The organism is Pararhodospirillum oryzae (assembly GCF_007992075.1).
Lineage (GTDB): Bacteria > Pseudomonadota > Alphaproteobacteria > Rhodospirillales > Rhodospirillaceae > Pararhodospirillum > Pararhodospirillum oryzae.
The window spans coordinates 1-8,838 of record NZ_BJZO01000127.1 but is presented as its reverse complement, the minus strand read 5'-3'; the positions used below and the strand labels follow the sequence as shown (position 1 = coordinate 8,838).

The window sequence follows — 8,838 nt, the reverse complement described above, 5'->3', positions numbered from 1 at the left end:
GGCATCGGCGGCCGGCGCGCGCGTTTCCGTGGCGGCGGTTGTTTCCGGCGCGGCCGTCGCGACGGGGGGAGGGGAGGCGCCGGGCGCGGCGGCCTCGAAATCCGGCAACAGGGCCGAGGCCAGGGCCACGCCGCGCGCCGGGGTCTGTTCGCCGGCCGGGGGGGGCGTCGGGGTGGCGTCGGCGACCGCGACGGCGCCCGTGTCCTCGCCGCCGATCGGGACCAGGCCCAGGGCATCGAAGGCCCGCAGCGCGCTGCCGGCGATATCGGCGGTCGACAGGCCGCGCCGCGCGCCCACCTGCTGGGCCGCTTCAACCACCGAGGCGATGAGCAGCCGGTCTTCCTCGGAGACTCGCGACAGGGCCTCGGCCACCAGGGCGTCGGTCGAGTCGGGAACGCCCGGGGCGCCCGCGTCGGCCGGGGAGGCGGCCGTCCCGGCCTCGGCGACGCGACTCGCGCGGGGCGGCTGGGCAGGGTCGAAGGTGCGCGCGGCCAGCAGGCCCAGGGCCCGGGCCTCGTCGTCGCGGACGGGTTTCAGGGGGGGCGCCTCCGGGGCCGAGGAGGCCGCGAGGATGCGCATCAAGGTGGGCTCGTCGAGATCGCTGCCAGCCGCCGCGACCACGGCCAGGGCCGGATCGGTGTCCGGGCCCGGCGGTTCCTCGGGGGGCATCATGTTCTCGGGCAGGGGCTTTTGGGCCCATGGCCGGGGGATGTTGGTCGCGGTCCGGCCCATGTCCTCGGGCTCGGGCGCCGGCGGCTTGAAGGCGACCGGGCGCGGCACGAACGACTCCCGGGCCGACGCCAGCCGCCCCATGTCCTCGGGATCCGGGCTGTCGGGTTTGCCGCTCGGCGGCAAGGGGGCCATGCTGCTCAGGGTGCCCAGGCCGGCCGCGCTCGCGAAACGCCGCATGGCCCCGCCGATGCTTTGCTCGACCACGCCATAGACCTCGGCCAGGGTGCGGGCGCGGCCATCGGGGGCGCGAAACGTGCTGGGATTGGCCCGCGCCGCCGCCGGCACGACTTCGGCCGCGATGCGATCGGGGCGGCTTTCCAGGGCGCGCAGGAAGCTGGTCGCCCCACCCGGCCCCAGGAAGTGGGCCAGGTACAGATCCGTCCCGCCCACGGTGCGCCCCAGGGCGCGCGACAGCAAGCGGCGGTTATCGGCCGCGTATTCGGCCGCCATCGCCGACGAAATGCGCGGGTCCTGGCGCAGGGCCAGCACCTGGCGCAGGGTTTCGGGGTCGTCGGCCTCGTAGCCCCCGCCGGGGCGCCGCGACAGGCGCGCGGCCAGGTCGCCCAGCCCGTGTTCGGCCCCATGGCGCTTGATCTGCTCCATCCACGTCTGATGCGTGAACTGGTAGAGGCCCTGCGCGGAACTGGTCGCGTTCGAGGCGTTGGTCTGGAAGCCGCTTTCACGGCGCGCCTTGGCCAGCATGAAGGCGAAATCCACGCCCGCCTTGCGGCTGGCCGCCTGGATGCTGGAGAGCACGCCCCGGTCGATGAATGCGCCGCCCAGGCGCACGGTTCCTGCCAACTGAACGATCCGGCCCGGAGTATCGGCCATGGGCGGGTCTCCTCCTGAGAATCGGTCACGGGACCAGGCATGAGGGATATCGCGTTCCGGTCCAGGATCGCACAGTCCACCCCTATCCCTAAATGGTGGAACATTGGTTAAGGCGGCGGACCTTGCCATTCCCGAGGCTTCATCCTAAAGCAGGGGGAGCCATTTTCCCAGGCCGCCCTCCGTTCCGGCGCGGCCTTGAGACAAGGAAGACTCCCCTTGAGCGCCCCCCTCGATTCGTTTTCGCGTCCGTCCCCGACGGTGTCGCCTCCCGCTTCCGTGGTTTCCATGCCCCAGGCACGCCGGCTTGGCGCCTTCAACGGGCGCGGTCTTTGGGAACTGTACCTGAAGGAAGTGCGCCGCTTCTTGAAGGTTTACCTGCAAACCCTGATCGCGCCCGTGATCACCACCTTGATTTTCCTCGCGATCTTCGTTCTGTCGATCGGTCCCGACATGCCCCGCCACGACGTGGGCTTCACCACCTTCCTGGCGCCGGGCCTGATCATGATGGCCATGGTTCAAAACGCCTTCGCCAACACGTCGAGCTCGATCATGATCGGCAAGGTGCAAGGGAACATCGTGGATGTTCTGATGCCCCCCTTGAGCCCCGCCGAGCTGACCTTGGCCTTCACCCTGGGCGGCGTGACGCGGGGCCTCATGGTGGGGATCCTGGTGGCCGCCGTCATGGCTTTTTTCGTGCCGTTCCCGATCCATCACCCGTTCCATGTGGTGTATCACGCGGTGGGGGCGTCGTTGATGCTCTCGCTTCTCGGGGTGCTGGCCGGGGTGTGGGCCGAGAAATTCGATCACATGGCCTCGGTCACCAACTTCATCATTACGCCCTTGTCCTTTCTGTCCGGCACCTTCTATACCATCGACAGCCTGCCGGGCCCCGCGCGTCTTCTGGCCCATCTTAATCCGTTTTTCTACATGATCGACGGATTCCGCTATGGCTTCATCGGGCACGACCAGGCCACGCCCGGGCTGGGGCTCGTGGTGGTGGGAGTTGCGAACGTGGGGCTGGCGCTGGGATGCTGGGCGATGATTCGGGCCGGCTACAAGCTGAAGTCCTGATCACCGGCCCTGCCTTTCCTTCGGGCTGCTGTCTTTCACCGGCCGGGATGCTGTTGCCATGACATCGGATACACAGTCGGCGGTCATCGCCTTCCTGTCGCGCCCCGAGACCCACGGCCTGCCTCCCGGCACGCCGGTCGAGGTCATCCGCACCCACATTTCGGTCCTGTTCCTGGCCGGCGAGCGCGTGTTCAAGATCAAGCGCGCGGTCGTCTTGCCTTATGTCGATCATACCCGCCTGGCCGCGCGCGCCGCGTGCTGCCAGCGCGAACTGGCCCTCAACACCCCCGCCGCTCCCGACCTTTACCTGGGCGTGGTGGCGATCACGCAAGAGCCCGATGGCACCTTGGCGCTGGACGGCGCGGGCAGGAAGGTCGAGTGGGCGGTGGTCATGCGCCGCTTCGACCAGGAGGCCCAGCTGGACCACCTTGCCGCCGCCGGCACCTTGGATCGTCATCACATGTGCGATCTGGCCGAGGCCATTCATGCCGCCCATGGTCGCGCCCAGCCGTGCGCCGAACGCGCGGACTGGCTGGATAGGACGGTAGAAAACAACCTGGAGTCACTGGCCGAGCAGGAGGCGGTGCTGGGGGCCGCGGCCGTTGCCGAGGTGGCCGACGCCCTGACCCAGGGCGCCCGGCGCTTGCGCCCCTTGCTGCGCCAGCGCGCCCGCCACGGATTCGTGCGGCGCTGCCATGGGGATCTGCACCTGGGCAACCTCGTGATGTGGCACGGACGCCCCACCTTGTTCGATGCCATCGACTTCAACGATCTGTTCGTTGAAATCGATGTTCTGTACGATCTGGCTTTCGTGCTGATGGATCTGTGCGCGCGCTCCCAGCGCCGTCTCGCCTCGATTTTGTTCAACCACTACATGGAATACGCCGGCGATACCGCCGGACTCGCCGCCTTGCCCCTGTTCCTGGCCCTGCGCGCGACCATCCGCGCCTTTGTCGCCGCCACCGCCGCCAGCGCCCAGACCGATCCCGATCAGGTCCGCCGGCACCAGGAGGAGGCCCACGCCTACCTCGCCCGGGCCGTGGCCTTCCTGAAGCCGCCCGCGCCGCGCCTCGTCGCGGTGGGGGGGCTGTCGGGGAGCGGCAAGTCCCGGCTCGCGCGCGAGGTGGCGCCCGCCCTGGGGGCGGCTCCCGGGGCCCTGGTCTTGCGCACCGACGTGTTGCGCAAGCGCCTGATGGGGCTCACGCCCTATCAGCCCCTGGGGCCCGAGGGCTACACCCCCGAGGTTCACATCCGGACCTATGCCCTGCTGGCCGCCGAGGCCCGGACCGCGCTCGCCGCCGGGCATGGGGTTGTCCTGGATGGCGTCCATGCCCGGCCGGGCGAACGGGAAGCCGCCGAGGCCCTGGCCCAGGCCGCCCAGGTGCCGTTTTCGGGCCTGTGGGTGTACACCCCGGTTCAGGTCGCCGTCGAACGCATCGAAACCCGGGTGCGCAATCCCTCCGACGTGACCCCCGAGGTGCGCGCCAATCAGGAAAAGTTCGATCTGGGCGCCGTGACCTGGACCCGGATCGATTCCTCGGGCTCCAAGGATGCCACCGTGAAGGCCGGCCTGGCCGCCCTGGGCGTGGAGGCACCCGACGGACCCGCCGGGGCCGCGTGCCTGACCGAGTCGTGTTGACGCCGGTCCGGGATCGGCGGGCGGATCCTGACCGAAGGATGCTGGATTGAAACCTAATTCTAGAATCTGAATACAGTCAGGTTCCGGGCCCCGGCCCCCTCCCGCGAAACCCCGGCCGTGACGCGAGGGGGCGCCGGGCTTGCCGGAAAAGGGGCGGCGGTCGGGGCGGTCTGCTCTTTTTTCCCATGATCAGGAGGCGCATACTGCCTTGAGCTTGTTGCAGTCTTCCTTCCGGCTCGGGAGAACATCCATGTCCGGCATTCGTACCATTTTGTCTGTCATTGGCGATGAACAGACCGGTCTTGCCCCTTTGTCCACGGCTCTTCTGATCGCGCGCGTCATGGGATGCCATGTCGAGGGCTTCCATGTGAGGATCGACGCGGCCTCGGCCGTTCCCTACGTGGGCGAAGCCATGGCCGGCGCCTTGATCGAGGAAATGGTGGAAGCGGCCGAAAAGGACGCCCACGACCGCGCCGATCGCGCCCATGTCCTGTTCAACCGGATCTGCGCGGCGCAGGACGTTCCCTTTGACAACACCCCGCCCGGCGATGGCACGCCCAGCGCCTCGTGGCAGGAAGCCCAGGGGCCGGAACCCGAGCAGGTGGCCTTGCGCGGCCGGGTCGCCGACCTGGTGGTCCTGGGCCAGCCGGGACCGCGCGGCGTCGCGCCTTCGCTGCTGACCTTGAACGCCGCCTTGATGGAAAGCGGCCGTCCCGTGCTGGTGGCGCCGCCCTCGGCGCCCACCACCTTGGGCCGGCGCATCGCCATCGCCTGGAACGGCAGCGCCGAGGCCGCGCGCGCGGTCATGGGCGCCATGCCCTTCCTGACCCGGGCCGAGGGCGTGGCCGTGTATCTGGCGGTGGGCAGCGATGAAGAGGAAAACGGCACCGCCCAGGCCGCCGAGCTGGAACGCCACCTGGCATGGCATGGCATCACCGCCTTGCCGCGTCTGCTGGAAGGCGGCGCGGGCGGGCGGGCCGGCGAGGCCTTGCTGGCCGCCTGCGCCGAGGATGGCGTGGACATGCTGGTCATGGGGGCCTACACCCACAGCCGGCTGCGCCAGCTCATCCTGGGCGGCGTCACCCGCCATGTCCTGGAACGGGCCGCCATCCCGGTGTTGATGTCGCATTAGAGCATTTTCAGCCGAGATAGCACCGTTTCGGCGGTCCGAAAATGTGAAGAATCAAAAACTTAGAGCGCATTCGCTGATCCGTTTTGATCGGAATGCGCTCCAGGGTCTGCCCGTTTCACGGTGAAGCGGACGGACTGCTTGAGTGTGTCAGGGAATTTGAGTGTGTCAGGGAAAAGGGGGAGCCGCTTTTCCCGGAAAGGCGGCATTAACCCGAGAGGGGGATAAGTCTGTTCGCTTCTCTTCGAGGCGAACAGACTTTCGCGCCAGCGGCTTTTGGAATCGGGGTCCCCCCCGATCGGTCCGTGGGCCGGGGCAATCGGGTGAAGCCCTGGATGCCCTTGGAAGAGGGTTCCCCGACGCCGCGACTGCGGCGCGCGGCCCCTGCCGGGACGTCTGGACTTCCGTCTGGTTTGCGCGTTACAGTCGGACAGGCGCAGAAGGCGCGTTTCGTCCGCGATCCGAAAGGGATGGCCATGTCCCGTTCTCTTGCTTCCCTCGCTGTCCTGGGGACTGTCGCGGCTCTTCCGCTGGCCCTCGCGGCCTGCGCGGGGCCGGTTCCCGTGGCCGTGGCCATGTTTCCCCCCGCCCTGGTCGCCACCGACGCCGCCACCATGTCCCTGACCGGCAAGACCGTGATCGACGGGGCCTATTCGTGGGCCACCGGTCGCGACTGCTCCACGTTGCGCGCCATGGACGGCGATTATTATTGCCGCCAGGAACTGCCCGACAACCGCATCATTGAAACCAAGCTGTACTGCTATCGCTCGCTGGCCAGCGTCGATTGCTACGCCAAGCCCCAGCCCTACCGCCAGAACCAGCAGATTGGGGCAACCACCCAGGTGGTCGGCGCCCGCAGCCAGGGCCTGAACCAGTAACGGCGTCGTCTTCGCGCGTTTGTCTTTCCGCGACCGGCGGGAAAAAGCCGGGGGTCTACGCGCCGGCCGGCAGGCGAAGCGTGGCCTCTGGGATGGGTGCGTCCGGGGGGGCCAGGGTCAAGGTGCCGCCGTGCAGCTCGGCCAGGCGGCGCACGGGCGCGAGACCCGGCCCGTCTCCGCTCGCGGTGGGCGCGGCTTCGGTGTTCGGGCCCTTGCCTTCGGTCGTGGAAGACGGGCCATCCGGGGGGCGCCGGGCGGAAGCGGCGACGGTAAACACGATCCATTCCCGGCCGTCGGTTTCGCCGCGCCCCACGCTCAGGGTCAAGGTGCCGCCCGGGGGGGTCTGAGCCAGGATCGTGGACAGCAGATGGTAAACGATCTGCTTGACCCGGGTTTCGTCGGCGACCATCCATCCGATATCGGCCGGGCACTGGTCTTGCACGCTCACGCCCTGACGTTCGGCCGCTTCACGGCCCAAGGTCAGCACCGCCGCCACCGCCGCCGGCACGTCGAAGGCGTCCAGTTCCAGCGACGGGTCATCGGCCGGGGCGCCAAGCCGGGTCATCATTTCATCGACGATCCGCACCAGGCGGCCAAGTTCGGCGGTCAGCGGGGCATCGGGGCCCAGGCTTTCGGCTTCGCGCGCGGCCAGGCGGGCCAAAGGCGCGCGCAGTTCGTGTGACACATTGGCGATGAAGGTGGTGCGCATCATGTCGGCGGCGCGCAGGGCCTCGGTGCGCTCGCGCAAGGCACGCTCGACCCGCACCCGGTCGGAAATGTCCTGGGTGGACAGCAAGAGCCCCCCATCGGGCAGGGGGACCATGGCGTAATCCAGATGCCGGCCGCAGATCATCACCAGGCGGCCGGTGCGGGCCCCGCGTCCCTCGCCCCGGGCGCCCAGGCGGCGGCGAAAGGTTTCCCACGCCGCGCCCGGGTGCATGCCCGGGTCCAGCTGGTGAAGCAAGTCGGCCACCTGGGGGTCGCCCAGGGGCCGGGGCAGGTCGAACTGGGCGGCGAAAACCGGGTTGGACAGGCGCAGGCGGCCGTCGGGGCCGAACACCGCCACCCCTTCGTGCAGGTGATCCAGGGTTTCGTGCAACACCGCCGTGAGTTGATTGTACGAGCGTTCCAGGGCCAGGCTGTCGGTCACGTCCTCGAAGCTGGCGATCAGGCCGCCCAGGGGATGGGGCGCGATCACCCGGCGCAAGGTGGCGCCGTCGGGGCGGTGCAAGATATCCTCGCGCGGGCGCATCAGCTTGGTGAAAAAGCCCAGCTCGCCGGCCTTGAAGGCGGGGAAATCGGCCACCTCGGGCAGGCGGCGGTCCTCGCGCAGGCGTTCCAGGAAGTCGCCGTAGCCGGGGCCGCCGTCCAGCCATTCGGCCTCCAGCCCCCACAGGCTGGCGAAGGCCGCGTTGTGGAAAATCAGGCGGGTGTCGGCGCCAAACAGGGCAATGGCCGAGCCCAGCCGTTCCAGCACCTCGGCGTGGGCGGACACCTCGCGTTCCAGGCGGCTTTCCACCTCCTCGATCACGGTAATGTCCTGGGCCGCCCCCACCGTGCACCCGGCCAGGGGACCGGCGGGCAGCGGCGTTTCGGTGATTTCCAGCAAGCGCCGCTCGCCTTCCAGCACCGCGTGGAAGCGCGCCCGGCCGGGACTGCCAGCGGCGCGGCTGCGCGCGGCCAGGGCGCGCATCTCCTGACCGGTGCCCCCGGTCGCCAGTTCGCGCCGGGCCGCCACCGCCTCGGGGACGCTGCCAAGATCCAAGGCGCGGGCAAAGGCCTGGTTGCCATCCAGGATCATCAGGCTGTCGTCGCGGATCCACAAGGGCGCGGGCAGGGCGTCGAGCACCGCGCGCAGGCGGTCGCGTTCGCGCTGCAGGGCATTGACCCGCGCGGCGAGGGTTTCGGCGGCGTCGCGTTCGTCGGTGACGTCGCGCATCCACACCACGTCCGCCACCGCGTGGCCGTCGCTGGTGCTGGCGCTCACGCCCACGGCGCAGATTCGCCGCCCCGTGGTTTCCAAGGTCAGGTCCAGGGCAAAGCCGGTGTTTTCGTCGCGCAGGACGGCCACCGCGCGCTGGAGAAGCGCCGCCCCCTCGGGCGCGAAGCCCGCCAGGATGTCGTCGAAGCTGGCTTCCTCGCCGGCGGCGAGGCGCAGCAAGACCGCAAGGCGGCGCGAGCAGACAAAGGCGTCGGTTTCGTCGGCGTCGCTGACCCACAAGGCATAGCCGTCGGCGCTGGTGGCCAGCACCTCGCGCAGGGTCCAGGCCTCGGCCTGGGCCAGGTCGCGGGCGTCGCGCATCCGGCGCTGGCGCGCGCGCGCGCGCCAGACCCATCCGCCCACGCCCATGCCCACGACCAGGCCGGCCAGTCCCAGCGTCACCCCCGGGGTTCCCAGAACGGCCCCGACAAGGTCAAACGGTGCGTCGTCAGCAAACATGCGATTAAAAACCCCCGGCGCGACAAAGGCCGAGGGTCAGGGTCTCCCGGTCGTTCCGAAAACGCAAGGGCCGTTGTTCCGGCCCCCAGGGCAATTGAGTGAACCGATTGCCCTGGAC

At 69.5% G+C, this 8,838-nt stretch carries 6 protein-coding genes; 4 read left to right on the top strand and 2 right to left on the bottom strand.

Going from position 1 to position 8,838, the window contains the following annotated elements:
• A partial coding sequence (locus ROR02_RS15390; protein WP_170245147.1) for a transglycosylase SLT domain-containing protein occupies positions 1 to 1,563 on the bottom strand: 1,563 nt, incomplete at its 3' end.
• Positions 1,564 to 1,848: 285 nt separating this feature from the next.
• On the opposite strand from ROR02_RS15390, the gene ROR02_RS15385 reads away from it, so the two are divergent.
• The 4 genes from ROR02_RS15385 to ROR02_RS15370 all read left to right on the top strand — a co-directional run bounded on the left by ROR02_RS15385 (position 1,849) and on the right by ROR02_RS15370 (position 6,280).
• The gene (locus tag ROR02_RS15385; protein ID WP_147164930.1) at positions 1,849 to 2,634 is read left to right on the top strand and encodes an ABC transporter permease; all 786 of its coding nucleotides are present in this window, start codon (positions 1,849 to 1,851) and stop codon (positions 2,632 to 2,634) included.
• A gap of 58 nt (positions 2,635 to 2,692) precedes the next feature.
• Positions 2,693 to 4,273 (top strand): bifunctional aminoglycoside phosphotransferase/ATP-binding protein, encoded by a 1,581-nt coding sequence (locus ROR02_RS15380; RefSeq protein WP_147164927.1) that lies wholly within the window; start codon positions 2,693 to 2,695, stop codon positions 4,271 to 4,273.
• A gap of 250 nt (positions 4,274 to 4,523) precedes the next feature.
• The gene (locus ROR02_RS15375) at positions 4,524 to 5,405 is read left to right on the top strand and encodes a universal stress protein (protein ID WP_147164926.1); all 882 of its coding nucleotides are present in this window, start codon (positions 4,524 to 4,526) and stop codon (positions 5,403 to 5,405) included.
• Between the two features lie 473 nt (positions 5,406 to 5,878).
• Positions 5,879 to 6,280, top strand: coding sequence for a hypothetical protein (locus ROR02_RS15370; protein WP_246135586.1), 402 nt, complete (start codon positions 5,879 to 5,881; stop codon positions 6,278 to 6,280).
• A gap of 55 nt (positions 6,281 to 6,335) precedes the next feature.
• Here the strand turns inward: ROR02_RS15370 and ROR02_RS15365 are convergent, their stop codons facing one another.
• Positions 6,336 to 8,720 (bottom strand): sensor histidine kinase, encoded by a 2,385-nt coding sequence (locus ROR02_RS15365; RefSeq protein ID WP_147164925.1) that lies wholly within the window; start codon positions 8,718 to 8,720, stop codon positions 6,336 to 6,338.
• Positions 8,721 to 8,838: the final 118 nt, after the last annotated feature.